Source organism: Nocardia sp. NPDC059195, assembly GCF_042754695.1.
In the GTDB taxonomy this organism is placed as follows: domain Bacteria; phylum Actinomycetota; class Actinomycetes; order Mycobacteriales; family Mycobacteriaceae; genus Nocardia.
Window position 1 is genome coordinate 201031 of record NZ_JBHZBG010000007.1, and the last position, 26150, is coordinate 227180.

General features: G+C 70.0%; 4 protein-coding genes. All 4 read right to left on the minus strand.

Translation table 11 applies throughout. The features are described 5' to 3' along the window. Positions 1 to 122: 122 nt before the first annotated feature. The 4 genes from ACFXKN_RS12530 to ACFXKN_RS12545 all read right to left on the minus strand — a co-directional run bounded on the left by ACFXKN_RS12530 (position 123) and on the right by ACFXKN_RS12545 (position 26129). A complete protein-coding gene (locus tag ACFXKN_RS12530) occupies positions 123 to 1145 on the minus strand; it encodes an alpha/beta hydrolase (protein ID WP_378954243.1) in 1023 nt (340 codons plus the stop codon). A gap of 244 nt (positions 1146 to 1389) precedes the next feature. Then, positions 1390 to 18492 carry an amino acid adenylation domain-containing protein gene (locus ACFXKN_RS12535; RefSeq protein ID WP_379432992.1) on the minus strand — a complete coding sequence of 5701 codons (17103 nt, stop codon included), beginning with the start codon at positions 18490 to 18492 and terminating at the stop codon, positions 1390 to 1392. After that, positions 18489 to 18614, minus strand: a complete 126-nt coding sequence (locus ACFXKN_RS12540) for a hypothetical protein (RefSeq protein ID WP_378953616.1) — start codon at positions 18612 to 18614, stop codon at positions 18489 to 18491. The genes ACFXKN_RS12535 and ACFXKN_RS12540 overlap by 4 nt, the downstream gene beginning before the upstream one ends. Continuing rightward, entirely contained in the window at positions 18615 to 26129 is a 7515-nt protein-coding gene (locus ACFXKN_RS12545; RefSeq protein WP_379432993.1) for an amino acid adenylation domain-containing protein, read from the minus strand. Positions 26130 to 26150: the final 21 nt, after the last annotated feature.

Consider the following 26150-nt stretch of genomic DNA (forward strand, 5'->3'; position numbering starts at 1 on the left):
CCGGATTGGACCAGTCAACCTAAGTTAACCACAATTCGCAAACGGTGAGGGCAGGTCGAGGAAATGGAACCGCCCCGGCAGCGAAGTGCTCGCTACCGGGGCGGTTCGGGAGAAACTGGTGTCTAGAGGCCGAGCCCGCGAGCCAGCGTCGGCCACGACAGCTTCAGCTCGTCCTTCCAGTAGCCCCAGGAGTGGGTGCCGTTGGGGCGGAAGTTGAAGGTCGCCGGGATACCCAGCTCGTTGAGCCGGTTGGCCAGGTTGTGCGTGCAGTAGTTGGTGCCGGCCTCGATGATGCCACCGATGACGATCTGGTTGGCCAGGCCGAAGGCACCGGGCAGCGCGTACGGACCATCGAGGGTGTCGTACGGGCCGGGCAGGCCGTTGCCGGTGGAGACGTAGAGATCGACGCCCCGCAAACCTTCGGCATTGACGTAGGGGTCGTTCTTGACCCATTCCTCCGAGCCCTGCGGACCCCACATGTTCATGGTGTCGCCGCCGCCCCAGGTCTCGACCGTGACCTTCACGAACTCCGAACCGACGGGGTCGGAGGTCTGCGCGCAACCGCTGTACGCCGCGGCCGCCTGGTAGAGGCCGGGCTTGGCGATCGGCAGCGCGAGCACAGTGGTGCCCGAGGTGGACAGACCCGCGATGGCATTCACGCCGTTGGTGCCGAGCGCGCCGTCGACCAGCGGCGGCAGCTCCTCGGTGAAGAAGGTCTTCCACTTATTGCGCCCGAGGACCGGGTCGTCGGCGATCCAGTCGGTGTAGTAGCTCCACGAGCCACCGATCGGCTGGATGACGTTGACGTTCTTGTCGCCGAGGAACTCGAGTGCGTCGGTCTTGGCCACCCACGAGGCCGAATCCTCGCCGCCGCCCGCACCATTGAGCAGGTACAGGGTGGGGCGCGGGACCGAGGCGTCGGCGGGGCGCTGCACGTCGACGATGATGTTCTGGTCCATGGCCGCGGAGTACACGTGCAGTCGCAGACTGCGCGCGTCTTTCACCTCGGCCTTGACGATCTTGGAGCCGTCGTCGGAGACGGGGTTGGCGAGCAGGCTCTTGGAATCGATGATCGGGTCAGCTGATGCCGGGCTCGTGCCGATACCGGACATCAGTCCCGCCGCCACTGCCGTTGCCGCGATCATCGCCGCGGCCCTGGAGCCACGACGCCGGGTGGGCCGACGCATCAATTTCGCACCTTCGCTTCGTCTCGAATTCCGACTCGGTCCGTGCTCCCAACAGGGCACGAAGTTGCAACACGCCAGACCCTACGGGTTATCCGGTAGTTACAACAGGGGTAATCGTTACAACAGCGCGGTCACATCATGCCTCACCGGCACCGCTGATGTCATCGCGCCCCTGCGCACTGTGATTGCGCCCGTCGTGATGTCATCGCGCTCCGGCCGCACGGTCACCGGCGTCGAGCAACTCCGCCAGCCGTGGCCCGATCTCGGCCAGCGCCGACGGCGAAGTCATCTGATCATGCACCACCGCGACCGGCCGGTCGCGCACCGCGCCGTCGACATACGGGGCCCAATTCGCCGCCGCCGCCTCGTGTCCGAGCGCGCTGAAGTACTCGAGCCTGCCGCGGAACACCGCGGGCCGGTGCTCGGCGATCAACTCGGCCGAGCGCACCGCGCTGCGATAGATCCGGCGCACCCGTTCCGGAGTGAGCACGGCCATGTTGGCCGGGATGATCGCGTGCAGCGCGGCCAGTGCGTCCTCGCTGAGTTCGCGCACGCCCGCGGCGGGCAGCGCCGCGCTGATGTCGACGCCGAGTTCGGCGAGTGCGTCGCGGACCGCGGAGTGGAAATCGGGCACGTCGATATCGGGATGGGAATCGAGCATCGCCAGCAGCGACACCTGCTCCCCCGCCGCCTGGAGTTCGGTGGCGACGGCATGGGCGAGCACACCGCCGAGCGACCAGCCCATCAGCCGGTACGGCCCGTGCGGCTGCTGGGTCCTGATCTCGGCGGCGTAGCGGCGCGCCATCTCGGCGAGCGTGCCCGGCAGGTAGCCCGCCTCGCTCAGCGCGGGTGACTGCAGACCGAAGATCGGCCGCCGTGCCGGAATGTACTGCGCCAGACCGGCGTAGCACCAGGACAGCCCGTACATCGGGTGGATGCAGAACAGTGCGCCGCCCGCCTCGGTGCCGTGCGGTACCCGGTTGCGGATGGCCAGCAGGACACCGAGGGCGTCGTCGGATTCGAGGTCGGAGGTGAGGTCGTAGTCGCCGCCGGCGGACTGGGTGGCGTCGATCCGGGCGGCCAGCGCGGCGACGGTGGCGTCGGTGAAGAACCACTGCACCCGCACCTCCGCGCCGACCCTGGTGCGCAATCGGCTGATCGCCTTGGTGGCGACCAGGGAGTTGCCGCCGAGTTCGAAGAAGTCGTCGTCGAGGCCGACCTTGCCCGCGCCGAGCACCTCCGCGTAGACCTCGGCGACGGCACGTTGCAACGGCGTGGTCGGCGGGCGGTAGGCGCGAGTGGTGAAGGCGGGGACGGGTAGGGCCTTACGGTCGAGCTTGCCGCTGGCGTTGAGCGGCAAGGACTTCAGCGTCACCAGGCTCGCCGGAACCATGTACGACGGCAGCGCCGCCCTGGCATGGGCGAGCAATGCCGATTGATCGAAACCGGCAGTGGTGGCGCCGCTTTCGATCGAGTAGCCCTCGGGGCGAGCCGACGCTCGAGTTTCCTCGAGCGGCGCCTCGGCAGGCACCACATAGCCGACCAGACGGTCACCCGTCGGGCCGTGCACCAGCGCGACCGCGGCGTGCCGGACGCTGTGGTGGTCGCGCAGGACGGCCTCGACTTCACCGAGCTCGATGCGCTGACCGCGCAACTTCACCTGGAAGTCACTGCGGCCCAGGTATTCCAGGCTCTCGTCGGCTGTCCAGCGCACGACGTCGCCGGTGCGATAGAGCCTGCCGCCACCGGGATGGGCGACGAAGCGTTCGGCGGTGAGCGTGGGCGCACCGAGGTAGCCACGGGCCAGCTGCACGCCTTCCAGGTACAACTCCCCCACCGTGCCGGGCGGGACCGGCCGCAGTTGACGATCCAGCACATGGACGCGCGTATTGGCGACCGGTACGCCGATCGGAATACCCACGGCAGGCCCGGCTTCGACCGGCGCCGCGGTCACCACGGTGGCCTCGGCGGGCCCGTACCAGTTGACCAGCGACGCCGCGGGTAGCACCTGAGCGAACCGGCGGGCGGTCGAGGACGACAGCGCCTCGCCCGCCGCGAATACCCGCCGCAGCGAGGGGAATTCGCCGCTGCCGCGATCGGCGAGGAAAGCATCGAGCATCGACGGCACGAAATGCACGGTGGTGACGGCGCGTTCGGTGATCACCTCGGCCAGGTAGGCCGGGTCACGGTGACCGTCGGGGGCGGCGATCACCACGGTGGCGCCGGTGTGCAACGGCCACAACAACTCCCAGGTGGAGATGTCGAAGGTGACCGGGGTCTTGTGCAGGACCACGTCGCCGGGGCCGTGCGGGTAGGTGCGCTGTGCCCAGCGGAACTGGTTGACCAGCTGACGATGGGTGAGCATGACACCCTTGGGCGTTCCGGTGGACCCGGAGGTGTGGATGACGTAGGCGAGATTGTCCGCCTTCGGCATCGCGAGATCCGCCACTTCGCCACTGACAGCGTCGATCTCGATGATCGGCGGGCCCGAGGTGGAGGTGAATCCGGCGGTGGCGAGCACACAGATCGGGGCCGCCGCGGCCAGCACCCGCTCGGTCCGTTCGGCCGGATGGTCCGGGTCGACCGGAACGTACGCCGCCCCGGTCCGCAGCACCGCGTAGATCGCGGTCACCAGATCGATTCCGCGCCGCATGGCGACGGCGACCAGCGTCTCCGGCCCGGCGCCACGTGCGCGAAGACCGGCGGCGAGCTGGCGCACCCGTTCGTCGAATTCCGTGTAGGTGTAGTTGGTTTCACCGTCGACCAGCGCGGTGGCGTGCGGGGTGCGCTTGACCTGCGCGTCGAACAATGACAGCAGGGTGGCCTCGTCGAGCAGTTCGGGCGCGTCGGTGGCATTGACCGTCGCCAGGGTCGCGCGCTCCTCCGCGAGCAGCACATCTATCTCGGCGATCCTGGCCTGCGGGCTGGCGGTGAATCTCGCCAGCAACATCGAAAAGCGTTGCGCCATGGCATTCGCGGTGTCCTCGCCGAACACATCGCGCAGGTACTTCACCGATACCCGGAGCTGGCCGTCGGCGACAACCTGCACGGTGAGCGGGTAGTGGGTGCCGTTGGCGGCGTCCATCCCGGTGACAGCGGCCGATCCGGACGCGGCCTGCGCGAGCCCCGCGCGGTCGACCGGGAACGACTCGAAGACGACGAGCGAATCGAACAGCGCGTCGATACCGGCGATCTCCTGGATCTCACCGAGACCCAGATAGTGATGATCGAGCAGCGCGGCCTGCTCGTCTTGCAGCCTGCGCAGCAGCTCGGCGACGGTATCGCCGGGACGCAACCGCACCCGGACGGGAATCGCGTTGAGGAACAGCCCGACCATCCGCTCCACACCGTCGAGCTCGGCCGGCCTGCCCGAGACGGTGGCGCCGAACACCACGTCGTCGCGATCCACCAGCCGGGCGATGAGCAGACCCCACGCCGCCTGGACCACGGTGTTCACCGTGACGCCGAGGCTCGCGGCGAGCTCGCTCAGTGCGGTGGTGTCGGCGGGTGAGAGGGCGAAGCCGGTTTCACCTGTGCCCGTGGCGATCTCGCGGCCCTGATCGACGGGCGCGAGCGGAGTGGGCTCGGCCAGGCCGGTGAGCGCGGTGCGCCATGCCGTCCTGGCGGCTTCGAGATCCTGATCGACGAGCCAGGCCAGGTAGTCGCGGTAGGGCGCGACCTTCGGCAACCGCCTGCTCCGACCGCCGACCACGTACGCGGTGAGCAGTTCCTGCAACAGCAGCGGCGTCGACCAGCCGTCGATCAGGATGTGGTGGCTGGTGACCAGCAGATGCGCGGTCCCGGCGGTGCGTACCAGGGTGAACCGCAGCAGCGGCGCGGCGGCCATGTCGAAGTGCGCGCCCAGATCGGCGGCACGAATGCGCTGGTAGGCGGCATCGTCGGCATCGATGACCTGCCACGGCACGTCGATGTCGTCGAGCACCACCTGCAGCGGGGTGCCCGCGGCATCGGTGGCGAACGCGACGCGCAGGTTGTCGTGCCGGTCGAGCACGGCCTGCGCCGCCTCGTGCAGTCGCTCGGCGTCCACGGACAGGTCGAGATCGAGGACGAACTGGGTGATGTAGGGGTCGACCGAGTTCTCCGCGAGCAGCGCGTGGAACAGCATCCCCGACTGCAGCGGGGTTACCGGCCACACGTCACCGATCAGCGGGTAGCGGCGGGCCAGTCGCGTCAGCTCGGTCTGACCGAGCCGCACGAGCGGGAAGTCCGACGGCGTGAATCCACCCGCACCGGGCCGTAATCCGTGTTCGGCGAGTCCGCCGAGCGCGCGGATCCAGTGTTCGGCAAAGGTTTTGACCGCGTCCGCGGTGAGTACGGCGGTGGCGTAATCGAATCGGGCGACCAGCCCGTCATCGGTGGCGTCGACGGTGAGTGCCAGCGCCAGGTCGTCGGCGGCGACATCGGTGTGCACCCGCGCCGGGCGCAGGTCGCGCAGGCGCACCGCGAATCGGCCGCGGTCCAGCGTGCGGACGCTGTCGGAGGTCTCGGCGTCGAGGTAGCGGAGCAGACCGAAACCGGCGCCGTGGGCGGGGACCGCGCGGCGCAGTTCCTTGATCTGGGCCAGGGCCGCCCCCGCGGCGGGACCGCCGACGAGCGCGTCGGCGACGTCGACCCCGTCCAGGCGCAGTGCCAGCGGGTAGTCGGTGGTGAACCCGCCGACCACGTTCTCGGCATCGGGCCGACCGAGCAGGCGCTGGTCGGCGCGCAGCCGCACCACCGTGCCGATCACCCGTGCCGCGGCGGTGTCGGCCGCGGTGTGCAGGGCCAGCGCGGCGGCGGTGAGCAGCACCTCGTCGACGGTGGCGCGGTAGGCCTCGGCGACCGTGCGCACCGCGGTGGTGCCCTCACCGGTGATGCTCAGTGAGACCCGGTTGCGCTGGTGCAGATCGGCGGATTCACCTGCCCTGGACCGGATCGCGCGGTGCCAGTACTCGCGTTCCCCGCGCGCCGCGGCCGTGGCCGGATACTCGGCGAGTCGACGGACCAGGTCGCCGAGTCCGGCATCGGGCGCGGCGGGTGCGGCGTGGCGGCCGCGGCTCCACGCCGTGGTGAGCTGGTCGACAACGGCGCGCCACGAATTCTCGTCGAGGACAAGGGCATTCGCGACGACGACCAGGGTGGTCGAGCTACCGGCGTCGCCGGTGAGCACGAAGTGGATATTGCGGCCCTCGTCCGGGTCGAGCGCGGCGGCCGCCGCGGCGACGATGTCGTCGACGGGCAGCGAGGACTCCCCGTCCTCGGAGTCGAGCCTGCGGAAGGCGCGGCCGGTGCGTTCGTCGACCGGCGGGATACGCAACACCGGGGTATCGCCGGTGCGGTCGAGCAGCGCCCACAGCATCGGATGCTGGTTCATCACCGTGGCCGCGACGGCCGCCACGGCCTCGTCCGGGCAGTCGGCAGGCACCTCGAGCAGCACCGCCCGGGGTTCCACCGCGGTCTCGCCCGCTTCGATGAGCGCAGCGGCGGTCGCGGTGAGCGGGAGCGAGGCGGACGGGACGCTCGGTTCGACGGTGACTTCGGCGCGTTCGGCGAGCGCGGCGACGGTGCGCGCGTCGAACAGGTCACGCGGTCGCAGGGCGACTCCGGCCGAGGTGGCCCGTGATACCACCTGGATGGCGGTGATGCTGTCGCCGCCGAGGGCGAAGAAGTCGTCGTCGAGTCCGACCCGGTCGTGGCCGAGGACGTCGGCGATCACCCGTGCGATGGTCTTCTCGGCGAGGGTGCGTGGCGGGCGGTATTCGCCGCGGACAGCCGCCGGGTCCGGCAGCGCGCGCCGATCCAGCTTGCCGACGGGGGTCAGCGGAATCTCGTCGAGGACGATGATCGCGGCGGGCACCATATAGTCGGGCAGCACCTGTGCGGCGAGCGCGGTGAGCGCGGCGGTGTCGAGATCTCTGCCCTGATCGGCCAGCACATAGGACACCAGCATGGTCGAGCCGGTGCCGTTGTCGCGGCCGAGCGTGGTGACCCAGGCGACGCCGGGTGCGGCGGCCAGCACGGCGTCGATCTCACCGAGTTCGATCCGCAGACCACGGATCTTGACCTGGAAGTCGTTGCGGCCCACGAACTCCAGGACATCGCCACGCCGGCGAACGAGGTCGCCGGTGCGGTAGAGACGAGCGCCTGCGGACCCGAACGAGCCGGCCGAGCCCGAACCCACAGCGGAGAGTGACCCGGCGGCCACGGAGCCGAAGGGGTCGGCGATGAAGCGTGACGCGGTGAGAGCGGGGCGTCGGTGGTAGCCACGGGCGAGCTGGATGCCGCCGAGGTAGAGCTCGCCGGTGACGCCTTCGGGGACCGGGCGCAGGCGTTCGTCGAGGATCAGGGCGCGGATGCCGCGGATCGGCCCGCCCATGTGGCCGGTGTCGCCGGGGTGCAGCGCGTCGCTGATGGCGGTCATGACGGTGGTTTCGGTGGGCCCGTAACCGTTGTGGAAGTGCCGCTGGGGCAGCGTATTCCAGCGCGCGACCAGCTCGGCGGGTACGTGTTCGCCGCCGACGATCAGGGCGCGCAGACCGGGGACGCCGTCGGGGTCGAGGGTGGCCAGTACCGAAGGCGTCAGGAAGGTATGGGTGACGCCCTCGGTGCGGATCAGCTCGGCGAGTTCGGTACCGCCGACGAATCCGGCGGGCGCTACCACGAGAGTGCCCGCGCCACCGATGGCGAGCAGCAGTTCCAGCATGGACGCGTCGAACGATGGTGAGGCGAAAGCCAGTGCGCGCGTAGCGGAGTCGAGGCGGTAGCGCTGCTTCTGCTCGGCGCAGAAGTTGGCGAGTCCGGCGTGGGTGACGACGACACCCTTGGGCAGTCCGGTCGAGCCGGAGGTGTAGATCATGTACGCGGCATTGCCGGTGTTCGACGGGGCGAATAGTTCGATTTCGCGCAGGCCGACGGTCGCGCACCCGGCGATCTCGGCGGTGAACGCCCGGTCGTCGAGCGCGACCCAGCCGCCGTCGCCGGGCAGCGCGGGCAATCCGGCGAGTTCGGCGGCCAGGGTGATGCCGAAGACAGCGCCAGAGTCGCTGACCATGTGACTGATCCGCTCGGCGGGGTAGCCGGGGTCGATCGGCACGATCACCGCGCCGGTGCGCGCGATCGCCCACACCGCGAGCACCGATTCGACCGATCGCCGAATCGCCACGGCGACAGCGACTTCCGGACCGGCGCCACGGGCGATGAGACCGCGGGCCAGCTGGTTGGCGGCGGCGTCGAGCTCGGTGTAGGTGAAGCCGCGACCGTCGCCGCGCAGGGCGATGCCGGTCGGATTCGCGCGTACCGCGTCGTCCATCAACTGCGCGAGCGTGCGTTCCGGCTCGGCCGCCGGGCCCGCGAACGTGGTTTGCGCGAGGAATTCGGCGGGGTCGAGCAGGTCGATATCGCCGACGGCGAGGTCGGGGTCGGCGGCCACGGCGGTGAGCAGACGGACGAACCGCCGACCGAAGCTCCGCACGGTGTTCGCATCGAACAAGTCTGTCGCGTAACTGAATTCGGCGTGCATACCGCCGTTGTCCTGCTGTTCCCGCACGGTGAGCAACAGGTCGAACTTGGCCTCGGCGGTGCGGGCATCCAGTGCGCCGACCGTGATCCCCGGCAGTTCGAACGCGACCGGGGCGAGGTTCTCGAACGACAGGGCCACCTGGAACAGCGGATGCCTGCCCGCCGACCTCGCGGGCTGGATCGCGTCGACCACCCGCTCGAACGGGACGTCGGCGTGGGCGAAGGCGCGCAGATCGGTGTCGCGGGTCTGCGTCAGCAGCGCGGTGAACGGCTCGCTCTCGGTGATCCGGCTGCGCAGCACCAGGGTGTTGACGAACATGCCGACCAGATCGTCGAGTTCACGGGCACCGCGGCCCGCGATCGGGGTGCCGATGGCGACGTCGTCGGTGCCGCTGAGCCTGGCGAGCAGCACCGCGAGCGCGGCCTGCACGACCATGAACACCGTGACGCCCTGTGTGCGGGCCAGTCCGGCGAGCTCGGCGTGCAGTGCGGCATCGATCTCGAAGGTGCTGGTGGCACCGGCGAAGGACTGCATCGCCGGGCGTGGACGGTCGGCGGGCAGCGCGATTTCCTCGGGCAGACCGGCGAGCTCGTCGTGCCAGTAGGCCAGCTGTGCGGCCGCCGTGGAGGCTGGGTCGGCTTCGTCGCCGAGTGAGCCCCGTTGCCACACCGCGTAATCGGCGTATTGCAGCGGCAGCGGCGACCAAGCGGGCGGCGCGCCTGCCGTGCGCGCGGTGTAGGCGAGGACGAGGTCGCGGGTGAGCGGCCCCATGGAGAAGCCGTCCGCGCTGATGTGGTGGGCGACGAAGACAATGACGTGGTCGTCGGCGCCGACGCGCAGCAGTCGCACCCGGACGGGAGGTTCGGCGGTGACGTCGAATCCGATGGCGACGATGCCGCGCACCTCGTCGAGGATGTCCTCGGGGGCAAGGTCGACGGGCGTCAGGTCGACCCGCATCCCGTCGGGTGCCAGCACATCCTGGAACGGCATATCCGCACGAGCTCCGCGATCGGCGGAGCCCTCGAATTCTCGGTCATTCGAGCCGACGATCCCGGTCGACGAGGCGGAGCCCGCCGGGACCGCCGAACTCGCGCGCGACCGGGTAGCGGTCCCTGCGCCGCTGACCACCGGGTAGCGGGTGCGCAGTACCTCATGGCGGGCGAACAGGTCGGCGACGGCCAGGCGCAGAGCGCGCAGGTCGAGGGCGCCGGTGAGGCGGATCGCGGCCGGGATGTTGTAGACGGTGGCATCGGGATCGAGCCGGTTGAGCAACCACATCCGCTGCTGTGCCAGCGACAACGGCACCCGCTCCGGGCGCGGTCCGGCGAGCAGCCGCGGCGTGGTGGCCTCGTCCGATCGGTGCACGCGCAGTGCGAGATCGGCCACCGTCGGCGCCTCGAACAGCAACCGGACGCCGACCGCGCGATCGAGCGCCGTCCCGATCCGGGCCGCCGCCCTGGTGGCGAGCAGCGAGTTACCGCCGAGGGCGAAGAAGTCGTCATCGGCGCCGATGGAGGCGACACCGAGGATCTCACCGTAGACCTCCGCGACCAGCTGTTCGGTGGGGGTCGCCGGGGCACGGAAGGTAGCGGCCTCGAATACCGGCGCGGGCAACACCTTTCGATCCAGCTTGCCGTTGATGGTGTAGGGCAGCTCGTCGAGAACAACGAAGGCGTCGGGCACCAGATACGTCGGCAGCTTGTCGCGCAGCACGGACTTCAGCTGTGCGACATCGAGATCCGCGCCGACCACATAGGCGACGAGCCGATCACCGAAGTGAGCGTCGGTGCGGGCCAGCACCGCGGCCTGAGTCACCCCGGGCAACCCGAGAAGGACCGCTTCCACCTCACCGGGCTCGACCCGGAACCCACGGATCTTCACTTGGAAGTCACTGCGGCCCAGATAGATCAGCTCGCCCACGCCGCGCGCATGACCAGGCTCGCCCGGTATCGGAGCGACTGCGGCGAACCCTGTCGCTTCGATCGCGGGACCACCCGTGGTGCGGGCGACGAGGTCGCCCGTGCGGTACATGCGCGCGCCGGGCTCGAAGGGGTCGGCGACGAAGCGTTCGGCGGTCAGGGCCGCCTTGCGGAGGTAGCCGCGAGCCAGCTGGACGCCACCGAGGTAGAGCTCGCCCCTGATACCGGGAGCGACGGGACGTAGGCGCTCGTCGAGGACGTACACGCGGCTGTTCCACTCGGGTGCGCCGATCGGCACGGTCAGCACATCCGCGGTGGTGACACGGTGGTCGGTGATCGAGACGGCGGCCTCGGTGGGGCCGTACAGGTTGTCGATCCTGGTGCCGGGCAACGCCTTCAGCAGACGCTGAGCCAGTGCGGCGGGCAGGGATTCACCGATCGCGAGAATGCGGGTCAGCGGGGAGCCATGCGACTCCCAGTAGCCCGACAGTGCGTCGAGCAGGGACGGCACGGCGGTCAGGGTGGTCACGCCCGCATCGGTGATGAGAGCGTCCAGGTAGGCCGGGTCGCGGTGGCCGTCGGGGGCGGCGATCACCAGGCGACCACCACAGACGGCGGCGGACCAGAATTCCCATACCGACAGGTCGAAGGTGGCGGGTGTCTTGAGCAGGAAGACATCGGCCGCGGTCGTCCCGAATTCGCCACGTAGCCACTGCAACTGGTTGATCACCGCCGCGTGCGGTACCGCCACGCCCTTGGGGCGACCGGTGGAACCCGAGGTGAAGATGACGTAGGCGGTGTTCTCCGGGTGCAGCGGTGCGCGGCGGTCGGCATCGGTGATCGGGCTGGGGTCGGCGGAGGCGATCACCGGGTGGTCGACCCGCACCACGGGCGCGGCATCGGTGCGGAAGCCGTTGGTGAGTACACAGATCGGGGCGGCCGTGTGGAGGATGTAGTCGGTACGATCGGCGGGCTGATCGGGGTCGATGGGCACGTAGGCACCGCCCGACCTGGTCACCGCGTACATGGCGACCACGAGATCGATCGACCGCGGCAGGGCGAGCGCGACCAGCGACTCCGGGCCGACCCCGATCGAGATCAGGTGGCGCGCGAGCCTGTTCACCCGTGAATCGAACTCGGCGTAGGTGAGTTCGAGGCGACCCTCTGGCAGGTCGGCGACGAGCGCGACGGTCTCGGGGCGAGCGACCAGCGGCAGCTCGGCGAGTGTGCCACCGGGAACAGCGAGATCGGCCGCACCGCTGACATTTTCGGATGCTCGCTCGGCGGCGGTACGCAGGTCGACGTCGCCGACCACCACGGCGGGTTCGCGCACTACCGCGTCGAGCAGCAGCGTCAACCGGTCGGCGAAGGCCGTCACGGTCGCTGCGTCGAAGAGATCGGTGGCGTAGGTGAAGAAGCCCTCGATGCCGGTGGGCGCGCCGTCCGCGTCGTAACCGTCGCCGACAATCAGGTGCAGATCGAATTGCGACACCGCGAGTTCCGCGGTGACCGGCGCGATCCGCAAGCCGGGCAGCTCCAGTTCGGCACGGTCCACGTTCTGGAAGGACAGACCCACCTGGAACAGCGGATGTCGCGCGGTGGAGCGCGGCGGATCGAGCACCTCGACCAGCCGCTCGAACGGAATGTCAGCGGCGGCGAACGCGGCGAGATCGCTCGTGCGCTGGGCGGCGAGCAGATCGGCGAAGGTGGCGCCACCGTCGTAGCGGGTGCGCAAGACGACGGTGTTGACGAACATGCCGATCAGATCGTCGAGTTCGCGCTCACCACGCCCGGCGACGGGAGTACCCACCGCCACCTCGGTGGTGCCGGAGAGCCGAGCCAGCAGCACGGCGAAAGCGGTGTGCAACACCATGAATACGGTCGCGCCACCAGCACGCGCGATCCGGGCGAGCGCGGCGTGCGTATCGGCATCGATGCGCACCGGCACCCGCCCACCCGCGAGGGAGGCGACAGCGGGACGCGGGTAGTCGGCGGGCAGTTCCAGCAAGTCCGGCAGATCCGCGAGTTCGGCACGCCAGAACGAGAGCTGTCGGGCAGCCGCCGAATCCGTCTCGTCCTCGGTGCCCAGCCGATCCAACTGCCACAGCGCGTAGTCGGCGTACTGCACCGGCAGCGCTGCCCAGTCCGGGGCATGACCGGCGGCCCGAGCGAGATAGGCGGTGGTCACATCGCGCACCAGCGGCGCCATCGAGGAGGCGTCGGCGGCGATGTGGTGCACCACCACGGCGAGCACGTACTCAGTGGGCGCGTCCGGCTCGATCCCGGTGACGTCGAGCAGCTGGACCCGCAGCGGCACCTCGGTCGTCACATCGAACGCTGTCGACGCGAGCGCCGTCACCTGCTCGATCAGCCCGGTCACCACGGCCGACGGCCCATCGAGCGGCGCCACTGCCGAAGGCTGGTCCAGGTCGATCCCCGCCGAGCGGCCCGGACCGATCCTGCGCACAACGAGATCGAGGTCGACTTCCTCGACCGGCAGGATCTGCTGGATCGGGCCGTCGGCGGTGTCGGGGTAGATCGTGCGCAGGACCTCGTGGCGGGCCAGCACGTCGCGCAGGGCGGTGGTCAGGGCCGCGACGTCGAGGGTGCCGGTCAGGCGTAGCGCGAAGGGCAGGTTGTAGGCGGCCGCTCCGTCGTCGGCGCCCTGGTCGAAGCGGTTGAGGAACCACATGCGGCGCTGGGCGGGCGAGAGTGGCAGCTCGCTGGGACGAGGCAGGGTGCCCAGACCGCTGGTCGGTTCCGGCACCGCATCGGGGTCGAGGACTGCGGCGAGTCCGGCGACGGTGGAAGTTTCGAAGACGGTGCGTACGGCGACGCGCCCACCGGTGGCGGCACCGAGACGGGCGACCAGGCGGGTGGCGATCAGGGAGTTGCCGCCCAGCGCGAAGAAGTCGTCGTCGGCGCCGATGTCGTTGCGGCCGAGCACTTCCCCGAACAGATCGGCGACCAGCCGCTCCTGCGCGGTGCTCGGTGCGCGGAACGCCCGTGCGGTGAAGCTAGGTGCGGGTAGCGCCTTGCGGTCGAGCTTGCCGCTGGCGTTGAGCGGCAGCTCACCGAGCACGGTGATCGACGCCGGAACCATATAGACCGGAAGGGTTTTCGAGGCCACCGCCTGCAACCGAGCCGGCTCGGCGGGGTAGCCAGGGGCGGGCACCACGTAGGCGACCAACTGGTCGCCCAGTTCGGTCGAGACGACCAATGCCACTGCCTGGCTGACGGATTCGTGCGCCAACAGCGCGGTCTCGATCTCGCCGAGCTCGATCCGCTGACCACGGAACTTCACCTGGAAGTCGATGCGTCCCAGGTAGTCGAGCCGGTGGGGCGCGTTCGAGGTAGGCCGGCGCCACACCACCAGGTCGCCGGTGCGATACATGCGCGCGCCCATCGCGGGGCCGGATCCGGCACCCCTGGCTGACCCGCTGCCGATGACCGACGCGAACGGATCGGCGACGAATCGATCGGCGGTCAGGCCTGGTCGCGCGACGTAACCACGGGCGAGCTGATCGCCCGCGAGATAGAGCTCTCCCGCGATGCCGGGGGGCACCGGCCGCAGCCGCTCGTCGAGGACGTAGACGCGAGAGTTCCACTGCGGCAGCCCGATCGGCACCGAACGCTCGCCCGGTCGCGCGGGCCAGTAGGTCACCGAGACAGCGGCTTCGGTCGGGCCGTACAGGTTGTGCAACCTGGCCGAGCTGATCGCGGCCATGGCGTCGACGGTCTCCGCGGGGAGCGCCTCGCCGATGACGAAGATCTCGCGCAGCGACTCCAGGCCCGCGTGGCCCTCGGACCCGGAGTCCGCGGCTGCCTGCGCGGCGAACATCGTGAGCATCGACGGGACGAAGTCGGTGACGGTGACCTTGTGCTTGCCGATCAGATCGATCAGGTAGGCGGGGTCACGGTGGCCGTCGGGCGTGGCGAGCACCAGTTTCGCGCCGACGCGCAGCGGCATGAAGTAGCCCCACAGCGACACGTCGAAGGTGGTCGCGGTCTTCTGCAGGTACACATCACCCAGTGCGAGCGGGTATTTCGCCAGCATCCACACCAGCTGGTTGTGGATGGCGGTATGCGAGATCGCGACACCCTTGGGCTTGCCGGTGGAACCCGAGGTGAAGATGACGTAGGCCGGGTGGTCGGGGTGCAGCGGGGCGCGCAGTTCCGAGGGAAGGACCGGATCACCCGATACGCCGGCGACATCGAGTTCGTCGAGCAACAGCAACGAGGTGCCGGGCGCGACACCGATGGCGTCGGCGCGGGTGCTCAACACGCACGCGGGCCGGGCGGTGTCGAGGATGTAGGCGATGCGCTCGGCCGGATGATCGGGATCGAGCGGCACGTAGGCGCCACCCGCGGCGAGCACCGCGTACATGCCGATCACCAATTCGGGCGAACGCCGGATAGCCAGGCCGACAAGGCTTTCCGGGCCGACGCCCTTCTCGATCAGCAGCCGGGCGAGGGTATTCACGCGCTCATCGAACTGCCGGTAGGTGAGCTCGGTGTCCGCGTAGACCAGCGCGGTGGCATCCGGATGCGTCTGCACCGCACGGCGATACGCGTCGAGCATCGGTTCCGGCGGCACCGGATGACCGGTCTCGTTCCAGCTCACCAGGGTCTGCGCCCGCTCGGCCTCGGTGACCAGGTCGATCTCGGCGATGGCGAGATCGGCGTCGGCGGTGACCGCGTCGAGCAGGCGGGTGAACCGGGCCGCCAGGGTTTCGATGGTGTCGGCATCGAACAGATCGGTGGCGTAGTTGAACGACGCGGCCATCGGTTCGGCCGGATCGGCGCCGGGCACGATCGTGAGCTGCAGGTCGAAACGTGCTACCGCACCATCGAATTCGACAACGGTGGCGTCCAGGCCGGGTAGGCGCAGGCTCGGCAGGTCGAGGTTCTGGAAGAACAGGGCAACCTGGAACAGCGGGTGATGGGCCTGCGAGCGAACCGGATCGAGCAGTTCGACCAGGCGCTCGAACGGCAGATCCGCGTGGGCGAAGGCGGCGAGGTCGGCGCGTTTGGTCGCGCGCAGCAGTTCGGCGAAGCTCGCACGCGGGTCGAGGTGCGAACGCAGCACCAGCGTGTTGACGAACATGCCGATCAGGTCGTCGAGTTCACGGGCTCCGCGCCCGGCCACTGGGGTGCCGATGGCGATGTCTTCGGTGTGCGCGACGCGGCCGAGCAGCACCGCGAAAGCTGCGTGCACGACCATGAATTCGGAGGTGCCGCTGCGCTGGGCGAGCCCGGCGAGCGCGGAGTGCACCGAAGCCGGGATCTGGAAGCCGAATTCGGCACCGCGGCCGGTGAATACGGGCGGGCGCGGGCGATCGGTCGGCAGGTCGAGCCGGTCGGGCAGACCGGCGAGCGCGCTACGCCAGTGCGCGATCTGGTCGGCGGCAACCGAATCCGGGTCGTTCTCGGAACCGAGCAGCTCGCGATGCCACAGCGTGTAGTCGGCGTACTGCACCGGCAGCGCCTGCCATCTGGGCCGCGAACGGTTGCGGCGAGCGAGGTAGGCACCGAGCAGGTCACGCAGCAGCGGCGCGACCGAAGCACCGTCGGCGGTGATGTGGTGCAAGGCCACGGCCAGCACATGATCGTGCGGGCCGAGCTCGCCCAGCGCCACCCGGAACGGCACACCGGCGGCGACATCGAACCCGGTACCGGCGAATTCGGCCAGCCACAGCGGTAATTCGTCCTCGGTGAGCGAGTCGACCAGCACATCGGGGACAGCCTCGGCCATCGGGAGGACGACCTGGTGGCCGACACCGTCGACCACGGCGCCGTCATCGCCGGAGCGCGCGGCACGCTCGTCGCCGGTGTAGACCGGGTACCACGTGCGCAGGGATTCATGCCGGCCCACCAGGTCCGACAGCGCCGCGTGCAGTGCGCGCGCGTCGAACGGTCCGGACAGGCGCAGCGCGAACGGGATCGTCTCGGCAGTGGAACTCGGATCGAACTGGTTGAGGAACCACATCCGCTGCTGTGCCGGCGAGAGCGGGATCAGCTCGGGACGGCCGCGAGGGACCAGCGGTGCGTGCCCGCCCGCACCCTTCAGCGGCTCGAGCAGCACGGCAAGTCCTGCGACAGTGGGACTTTCGAAGACGTGACCCGCGGGCACCCGCGCCGAGAGCTCCGCCCCGAGGCGCGCCGCCGCCCGCGTGGCGAGCAGCGAATTGCCGCCGAGGGCGAAGAAGTCGTCATCGGCACCCACCGGGTTGGTCGGCGTGAGCAACTCGGTGAAGATGTGCGCCACAAGCTCTTCCATCGCACCCGAGGGCGCCCGGAATTCCTCGGCACGCAGGGTCGGTGCGGGCAGCGCGGCCCGATCGAGTTTGCCGACCGGCGTCAACGGAATGGTGTCGAGCACGGTCAGCGCGGTCGGCACCATATGCGCGGGCAGACCGGCCCTGGCGTGCTCGAACAGCTGGTCGGTGTCGATTCGCGCGCCGGGTGCGGCGTGCACATACGCGGCGAGAATCGTTGTGCCGTTGTCGAGTTCGTGCCCCACGGTCACCGCGAAGTCGACAGTGCCGTGCTCGGTCAGCACGGTGTCGATCTCACCCAGCTCGATCCGGAAGCCACGCACCTTCACCTGGAAGTCGTTGCGCCCCACGAACTCGATCGCACCGTCTACCCGGCGACGCACCAGGTCGCCGGTGCGGTACATCCGCCCATCGCCCCCGGCGAACGGATCGACGACAAAGCGCGACGCGGTCAAACCAGGCTGACGGTGATAGCCACGCGCCAACCCGTTACCGGCGATATACAGCTCGCCGATCATCCCGTCGGGGACCCGGACCAAGCGCTCGTCGAGCACGTACTCGGTCACCCCACGCAGCGGCGCCCCGATGTTCATCGTGTCGCCGACCACCAGCGGCGCGCTGATATTCGTCACGATGGTGGTCTCGGTCGGCCCGTAACAGTCGTGGAACCGGCGTGCATCCGTGGCCCAGCGCCGGATCAGGTCCGGCGGGCACGCCTCGCCACCGGTCGTGACCACGGCCAGCGCGTCCAGCCCGACCGGATCGAGCGAGGCCAGCGCGGCGGTGGTGATGAACATGTGCGTGACGGCTTCCCGACGCAGCACCTCGGCCAGCTCGGCGCCGCCGAGAATGCCCGCGGGCACGAGCACCATCGTGGCCCCGGCACCCACCGCCATCAGCAATTCGAGGACGGCCGCGTCGAACGAGGGCGACGCGAAATGCAGGGTGCGCGAGGTCGGCTCGATCGCGTAGTGCGCGCGCTGCTCGGCGCAATACCCGGCCAGCCCGGCGTGGGTCACCACAACGCCCTTGGGCAGGCCGGTGGATCCCGAGGTGTACACCACGTAGGCGGGGTGCTGTAGCCGCAGCGGGCGCACCCGGTCGGCGAAGGTCACCGGATCACCGGGCTGATCGTCGGTGGCGCGACGCACGGCGTCGTCGTCGAGGCACAACCAATCGAGCGCACCGGGCAATCGGTCCACCGCCGCACCGACCGCGACGCCGAGCACCGCACCGGAATCGCCCAGCATGTGACTCACTCGCGCGGGCGGGTAGTTCGGGTCGACCGGCAGGAAAGCCGCGCCGGTCTTGGTCACCGCCCACATCGCCAGCACCGATTCCGGCGAACGCGGAATGCCGACGGCCACCACGTCCTCGGGCCCGACACCACGGGCGATCAGCAGCCGGGCCAACCGGTTGGACCGTTCGTCGAGCTCGGCATAGGTCCAATGCACCGGCGCGGACACGCCGTCGTCCCACGACAGCGCGAGGCCGCCGGGGTTGGATTCCACCGCCACGGACAGCAGTTGCGGCAGCGACTTTCCGCGCTGCCGGGCTCGGGCGCCGGACGCCCTGTTCGCCCGGGTCACGACAGGTCCATCCGATCGTCGGAGTCGACTTGCCGTTGCCCGGTCATGCACACCTCGTACCGATATCGACGCGCACTGCCACGTTCGCGCACCGCGCGCGGACCAGTCAGTGTTCGTTCCACCTATCCATCCATCCCGATCACCGTGCGCCGCTCGTGCGGCTGCCCGGCGTTGCCGATCATCTCACTGAGCGCGACAATCCTCGCACCTGTCCCGTCTCCGGGTTCGGCGACGGCCACCGCGGACTCGGTGAACACGTGGCTCACCTCGTCCGCACCCCCCTGGTCTGCCCCCATCACCAGCGTCGCGCCCGCGATCGCGGCCGCGACGATCTCGAGCACGCCCGCCACCGAATCCGGTCGGCCCGCCGCTCGCGTGCGTGATTCGAAGTTGAGCCCGGTGCGCTCGGCGACCTGCTCGGCCGCGGTCGCCAGCTCGTCGTAGCTCAGCGTGCGGCCACCGCCGACGAAGGCCACGTCGTCACCGCGCAGGGCGCGGGTGCGGTGGGCGTAGCCGATCGGGCGCGGTGATTCCGCGGCCAGTTCGGCGCGCAACGCCGGATCGGCGAGGTCGTACCAGTCCAGGCCGTCGGGTGCGTCGAGGATGTCGATGGTCAGGCCCAGTTTCACCTCGAGGCTGCCCGGCAGGCCCGCGTCCATCGTCATCAGCGGCACCACCGCGGCACCGGCCTTGAGCACCGCCCAGGTCGCGATCGCCGCGTCCACCCCGCGGTCGAGGCGGATCGCGACTCCGGTGCCGGGCCCGGCGCCGCGGGCGATCAGCGAGCGCGCCAATTGCGAGGAGCGGGCGTCGAATTCGGCGTACACGATCTCGGATTCACCCAGATCGAGAGCGGGCGCGTCCGGGTCCTCCTCCACCGCCGAGGCCAGTTCCTGCGCCAGCGCGGCACCGTTGGCCGACGGTGCGGGCGCATAGGCCGCGGCGGTCAGTTCGCGTTCGCGTTCGCTGGCGTCGCGCAGGTCGATATCGCCGACTCGCACCGCGGGATCGGCGACGACCGCGGTGACGATCTCGGTGAGCCCGCGTGCGAAGGCCGCGACGGTGTGCTCGTCGAAAAGGTCGGTGGCGTAGGTGAACACGACGCCGATCTCGTCGGGTTCGCCGGTCGTGGACAGGCGCGGTTCGACATTGACCTGGAGGTCGAACTTGGCCGGCCGGGCCGCGAGGTCCATCGCCTCGATGGTGAGGCCGGGCAGGCGCAGCACCGGCGTCTCGTTGTTGTGGAACGAGAGCACCACCTGGAACAGCGGGTTGTGCGACACGGTGCCGGTCGGGGCCACCTCCTCCACCACGCGCTCGAACGGCAGGTCGGCGTTGGCAAACGCGGCGAGGCCGACTTCGCGGGCGGCGCTGACCAATTCGTCGAATCCGTGTCGCGGGTCGACTTCGGTGCGCAAGGTCAAGGTGTTGACGAACATGCCGACCAGGTCGTCGAGTTCGGGTTCGCCGCGACCTGCGATCGGGGTGCCGATCGCGATATCGGTGCTGCCGGAGATCCGGGCGAGCAGCACGGCCAGTGCCGCGTGCACGACCATGAACAGCGACGCGTTGTGCCTGCGGGCGATCTCGGCGAGGCCGACGTGCACGTCGGCGGGCAGAGTGGTGCTCACGTCGGCGCCGCGCAGCGAGGCGTGCGAGGGGCGCGGATGGTCGTGCGGGAGTTCGACCGCGCCGACCTGGCCGGACAGGGTGTGCCGCCAGAATCCCAGCTGCCGCGCGGCGGTGGAATTCTCATCCGATTCCGAACCGAGTACCTCGCGCTGCCACAGCGCGTAGTCGGCGTACTGCACGGGCAGTGGCGCCCAGGCGGGTGAGCGGCCTTCGACGCGGGCCCGGTAGGCGATCACGAGGTCACGGGCCAGCGGAGCGAGGGAGGCACCGTCGGCGATGATGTGCTGCACCACCACGGCGAGCACATACTCTTCCTCCGCGAGCGGGTCGTCGGCGGGAGACGTGAACAGCCCGGCGCGCAGGGGAACTCGCTCAGCGACGTCGAAACCGCCCGCGAGCAGGCGGATTACCCGCTCACGCGGATCGTCGCACTCCTCGAGCGCGAGGCCGGTCGGCAACACCGCGCTCACGGGCAGGATCTCCTGGTACGGAACGGCTTCGGCGTCGTCGGCCGGGAAGCGGGTACGCAGCGCCTCGTGCCGTTCGAGCACATCGGCGACGGCGTAGCGCAACGCCGAGGTGTCGAGCGCGCCGCGCAGCCGCAGGACCAGCGGGATGTTGTACGCCGGTGAGTCGGGGTCGATGCGGTTGAGCAGCCACATCCGCTGCTGCGCGGGCGAGAGCGGAATGACGCCACGATCCTGCGCCGGGATCAGCGGCGGTCGTGGCGCGGCCACCGAGCCCGGGCGCACGCGGGCGGCGAGCGAGCTCACGGTCGGCGCCTCGAACAGGTCACGCACCACCAGATCGGTGCTGAGCGCATGGTCGATGCGGGCGACGGCCCTGGTGGCAAGCAGCGAGTTGCCGCCGCGGTCGAAGAAGTTGTCGTCCAGGCCGATCTCGGGCACGCCGAGCAGGGTCGCGAACACCTCGGCGACGCTGAGTTCGATGGGCGTGGTCGGCGCGCGGAAAGTGGTGGCGGCGGTGAACTCCGGTGCGGGCAGTGCGGCCCGGTCGAGTTTGCCGTTGGTGGTCATCGGCAGTTCGGGAACCACCACGACGGCGTCGGGAACCATGTAGCCGGTGAGGAATTCGGCGACCGCGGCACGCACTTCCAGCGGGTCGAGAGCGGTGGCCGCGGCGTCTTCGCCGGTGGACTCCGCACCGCCGTCGCCCCGTCCGAAGCGTGCCCCAACCGGGCCCTTCGCCCCGGCGACATCGTCCACGGCACCTGTCGCCGCGACGACGTAGGCGATCAGGCGGTCACCGGCGTGCTCGTCGGCGCGCACGATGACCGCGGACTGCCCGACGCCGGGGACGCGGAGCAGGGCGGCCTCGATCTCGCCCGGTTCGACACGGAAACCACGCAATTGGACCTGCTGGTCGCCGCGGCCACCGTATTCGAGGGTGGGGGTGCCCCGGAAACCGATCCAGCGGCCGAGGTCGCCGGAGCGGTAGCGGCGGGCGCCCGGCTCGCCGAACGGGTCGGCGACGAAGCGGGTGGCGGTGAGACCCGGCTTGCCGAGGTAGCCGCGCGAGAGTTGGTTGCCCGCGATGTAGAGCTCACCGGCGACGCCGAAGGGCACCGGGCGCAGCCGGTCGTCGAGGACGACCACCGACAAGCCCGGCAGCGCGCGGCCGATGAGGCTGCCGGGTAGTTCGGCGGCATTGTCACGCGGCGCTACCTCCGCGTCCGCGTGGTCGGAGTTCGCACCACTTCCCGCCCGGTCGGCCACGATGTCCGCGGTCCGCGAGGTCAGCACCTGATGGGAGACATGGACGGTCGTCTCGGTGATGCCGTACATGTTGACGAGTTCCGGTGCGCCCGCGCCGTTTCCGTAGCGGTCGTACCAGCGGTTGAGCTTGCGGGGGTCTAAAGCCTCGCCACCGAAGACCACGTAACGCAACGGTAGCGGCGTGGCGCCCGCGGCCTGCGCGGCGCGGTCGGCCTCGTCGAGTTGGGCGAAGGCGGTGGGGGTTTGACTCAGCACCGTCACGTGTTCACGGGCCAGCAGTTCGCGGAATTCGATCGGCGAACGGGAGGTGAGATGGTCGACGACGACCACCGACGAGCCACCGGCCAGCGCGCACCACAGTTCCCAGATCGAGAAGTCGAAGGCGAAGGAGTGGAACACCGTCCACACATCGTCCTCGTCGAAGGAGAACAACATCTGGGTGTTGGCGAACAGCTCGAGCACATTGCGATGGGTCACGCCGACGCCCTTGGGCAGACCGGTGGAACCCGAGGTGTAGATGACGTAGGCGAGGTGATCCGGACGCAGCGGGGCGCGGCGTTCGCCGGAATGCAGGGGGGCATCGGTGTAGACGGGTTGCTCGTCGAGCAACACCACGGGCAGGCCCGCGAGAGGCGGCAGCAGTTCGCTCTCCGCCGAGGTTGTCAGCAGCACAGCGGGTTTCGCGTCAGCGACGATGTAGTCGAGGCGCTGCGCGGGGTAGCTGGAGTCGATCGGCAGATAGCCCGCACCTGACAGGAGCACCGCGAGCAAGGCGACCGGTAGCTCCTCGGTGCGCGCAACAGCAACGGCGACCAGGGTTTCCGGGCCCGCGCCCTGCGCGATGAGCGCGCGGGCGAGAGCCGATGCCCGGCCGAGGAGGCCGGCGAAAGTGAGGGACCGCTCCCCCGCCCTGATCGCGATCGCCTCGGGCCGCTGTCGCGCCTGGGCGGTGATCAGGTCGGCGAGCGTCACCTCTGGCACCGAGATGCCGGGCGAAGTGCCTTCGCGCAGCACGAGTTCACGCTCGCCGGGGGCGAGCACGTCGATATCGCCGACCGGCTTCGCCGGCTCGGCCACCACCGCGGCGAGGACCCGCGTCCAGCGGTCGGCGAAGTCGGCGACCGTGGCACGGTCGAAAAGGTCGGTGGCATAGACGAAAGTGGCCGCCATGCCCTGCGGTGCGCCGTCGGCGCCGATGTGTTCGGCGAGCTCCACCTGCAGGTCGAACTTCGCCAGCGGCACCGTGAAGTCGGCGGCGGACACGGCGAGGCCGGGCAGCGCGAGATCGGTGCGGGCCAGGTTCTGGAAGGTCAGCATCACCTGGAACAGCGGGTGCCGTGCGGTCGAACGCACCGGTTCCAGCAGATCGACGAGCCGCTCGAACGGCACGTCGGCGTGCCCGAAGGCCGCGAGATCACGGGATCTGACCTCGGTGAGCAACTCGGCGAAGTTCGCCGCCGGATTCACCTCGGTGCGCAGGACCAGCGTGTTGACGAACATGCCGATCAGGTCGTCGAGTGCCTGTTCACCACGACCGGCGACCGGGGTACCGATCGCGATGTCGCGGGTGCCGGAGAGCCGGGCCAGCAGCATGGCCAGCGCGGTGTGCACAACCATGAACAGGGTGGCGTTGTGCTCGCGGGCCAGCGCGGACAGACCGGCGTGCACCGAGGCGGGCACCTGAACGCTCAGCGACCCGCCTGTCCGGTTCGACACGGCGGGACGCGGCCGGTCGGTGGGCAGTTCGAGCTGTTCGGGCAGGCCGGACAGAGTCTTTCGCCAGAAGGCCACTTGCGCGGCGAGCAGCGAATCCGGGTCGTTCTCGGCGCCGAGCAGTTCGCGCTGCCACAGCGTGTAGTCGACGTACTGCACCGGCAGCGGCGGCCACTGCGGCGCGCCGCCACCGCGGCGTTCGGCGTAGGCGGTGAGCAGATCCCTGGTCAGCGGCGCGAAGGAGAATCCGTCGGCGGCGATGTGGTGCACCACGCAGACCACGACGTGCTCGTTGTCCGAGATCGCCAGCACCCGCACCCGCACCGGCGGACCGGCGGTCACGTCGAAGCCGGTCAGCGCCGCGGCCCCGATCGCCTCGGTGAGCCCGTCCTCCGCCACCTCGACGACCTCGAACTCGGGCACCGCGGCAGGGTCGCCCGCCGCCAGCACCAGCTGGTGGCCTTCACCGTCGAGCACCGCGCCGTGCCCCGCGGAACCGACGCCGTCGGATACCGGATAGACCGTGCGGAGCACTTCGTGGCGCGCGATCAGGTCGTCGATCGCGGCGCGCAGGGCGGGCAGGTCGAGGCGGCCGGAGAGGCGGACCGCGACCGGGATGTTGTCCACGGCCGAGGCAGGATCGAAGCGGTTGAGGAACCACATCCGCTGCTGGGCATAGGACAACGGCACCAGCTCGGGGCGCGCACGCGCCGTCAGCGGGAGCGCGTGCGCCGTCAGCCGTTGCTGCTCGGCCCGATTGGCGAGTGCGGCGACGGTCGGCGCTTCGAAGACCGCTTGCACCGGTACCCGCACGTCCAGCGCGGCACCGATGCGCGCGACCGCCTGGGCCGCGAGTAGCGAGTCGCCACCCAGTTCGAAGAAGTCGTCGTCGGCGCCGACCCGGCCCGCGCCGTCACTCAGCAACAGCGCGGCGAACACATCGGCGACCACCTGTTCGGCCGGGGTGGCGGGCGCGCGGAAGCCGCGCGCGGTGATCACCGGCGTCGGCAGCGCGGCACGATCGAGCTTGCCGACCGAGGTCAGCGGCAGCGCGTCGAGGACCATGATGACCGACGGAATCATGTACGCGGGCAACGATTCCGCGAGGAACTCCGCCACTGCCCCGGTGTCGACCGGCTGGCCGGCGCGCGGCAGCACATAGGCGACCAGCGCCGTCGCGCCCGATTGCATCGTCTTGCCGAGCGTCACCGCGTAATCGAGGTCGGGGTGGGCGGTGAGCGCGTTGTCGATCTCGCCGAGCTCGATCCGGAACCCGCGCACCTTCACCTGGAAGTCGGTGCGGCCCAGGTATTCCAGCGTGCCGTCGTGTTCGAATCGGCGCACCAGGTCGCCGGTGCGGTACAGCCTGCCCGGGCCGAACGGCGAGGCGACGAAACGTTCCGAAGTGAGTCCTGGCCTGCCGAGATACCCCTGTGCGAGCGCGGGGCCGGACAGGTACAGCTCGCCGACCACCCCGGCGGGCACCGGGCGCAACCGCGCGTCGAGCACGTACAAGCCCATGCCGGGCACCGCGTTGCCGATGGTGATCGGCGCGTGCGCCCGCAGCGCCGCGGTGCTGGTGGCCAGGATCGTGGCCTCGGTGGGCCCGTACCCGTTGTAGAACGCACGCCCACCGGTTGCCCAGCGGCCGACCAGCTCCGGACCGAACCGGTCGCCCGCGACGATCACGGTCGCCAGATCCGGCAGCCCGGCCGGGTCGACCGACTCGAGCGCGCCCGGGGTGATCAGCAGGTGGGTGATGCGTTCGCGGCGCAGCAGGTCCGACAGTTCGAAACCGCCGAACACCCGCGGCGGCGAGATCACCAGCGTCGCACCGACACCGAATGGCAGCAGCAGCTCGAGCACCGACACATCGAAATTCGGTGAGCAAACATGCAGCACATGCGAATCAGGCTCGACGCCATAGTGTTCGCGCTCGGCGGCGACCAGCGTGGCCAGCCCGGCATGGGTCACCACGACGCCCTTGGGCTTGCCGGTGGAGCCCGAGGTGTAGATGACGTAGGCGGGATGCAGTTCGTCGATCGGGCGGACCCGGTCGGCGTAGCTCACCGCGTGCGCGGGCCGCACGGCGATGCGTTCGGCGACCACGGGGTCATCGAGTTCGATCCAGTACGCGGTGGTGCCGAGGCAGGCGCGATGGGCCGCGGTGGTCAGGCCGATGGTCGCGCCGGAGTCGGCCACGATATGGGCGATCCGGTCGGCCGGGTAGGCCGGGTCGACCGGCACATACGCGGCGCCGGTCTTGGCGATCGCCCACACCGCGAGCACGGATTCGATCGAGCGGGCGATCGCGATCGCGACGACATCGCCCGCGCCCATGCCACGGTCGATGAGTTCACGTGCCAGGCGCGAGGACTGCTCGTCGAGCTCGCGATAAGTGAGGTTCTGTTCCGCGCCGGGCATCCCGGTCGGGTTGTAACGCAGCGCGATCGAATCGGCCGCGGACTCGACGGCGGCCGTGAGCAGCTGACCGAACAACGGTGCACCGGGAGCACGTCGGCGGCCGGTACGGCCCGTGCGGCGGGGGGTTTCCACAGACCAATACACCTCTCGCGT

Excerpts from the sequence above, each read along its gene's own strand:
- ACFXKN_RS12530 (WP_378954243.1), bottom strand. The coding sequence starts at position 1,145 with ATGATCGCGGCAACGGCAGTGGCGGCGGGACTGATGTCCGGTATCGGC.